This window comes from Streptomyces europaeiscabiei (assembly GCF_001550375.1).
Taxonomy (GTDB): domain Bacteria; phylum Actinomycetota; class Actinomycetes; order Streptomycetales; family Streptomycetaceae; genus Streptomyces; species Streptomyces europaeiscabiei.
In genome coordinates this window covers 1-608 of sequence record NZ_LRTR01000334.1, presented here as the reverse complement: position 1 = coordinate 608, position 608 = coordinate 1, and the positions used below count along the sequence as shown (strand labels likewise).

Here is a 608-nt window from a genome sequence, read left to right as displayed (position 1 = left end):
CGAGCGCGTTGAGCACGGCCACCGGCTGCCGCCAGCCGAAGCTCTGCTCGGCCACGCGGTGGCGCGCCCCGTCGGCGCCCAGGGTGGCGGCGGCGAGGACGGCGATGCCGTAGACGAGGGTCGCGGGGCCGGCCCAGGTCGAGCCGTTGGAGAGGACCGCGAAGACAAGCGCCAGCAGGGCGGCCGTCCAGGCGGTCCGGATCGCCAACTGCCGTTCCGCGCGGAGCAGGGCGGCCAGCGCGGCGAGGACGACGCCGATGAGGGTCAGCCCGCCGACCGTGCCGGGCCCGCCGGGGCTGATGCCGAGCAGATCGGTCGCCGTGGCCGTGCTGCCGCCGTACTCCAGACCGGCCTCCTCGAAGAAGCCGAACGGCAGCAGCGTCAGTGACCAGGGGGTCAGGATCAGCAGCGGGGTGGCCAGCTGGGCGAGGAAGCGCGGGCCGTAGGCGGTGATCTCGCGGCGGCGCACGACGAGGAGCCCGAGGCCGAGGAGCAGCGCGATGGGCCACACGATGGGGGTGAACGCGGTGGTGATCGTCAGCAGCAGCGCGTACGCCCAGGTGGCGCGCCAGCTGCCGCGCGCCCCCGTGCCGTGGGTGAGGCCGCCG

General features: G+C 75.5%; 1 pseudogene. It reads right to left on the bottom strand.

Annotation, left to right across the window (positions count from 1 at the left end):
* A pseudogene (locus AWZ10_RS16225) lies at positions 1–608 on the bottom strand (family 2 glycosyl transferase); the annotation flags it as partial.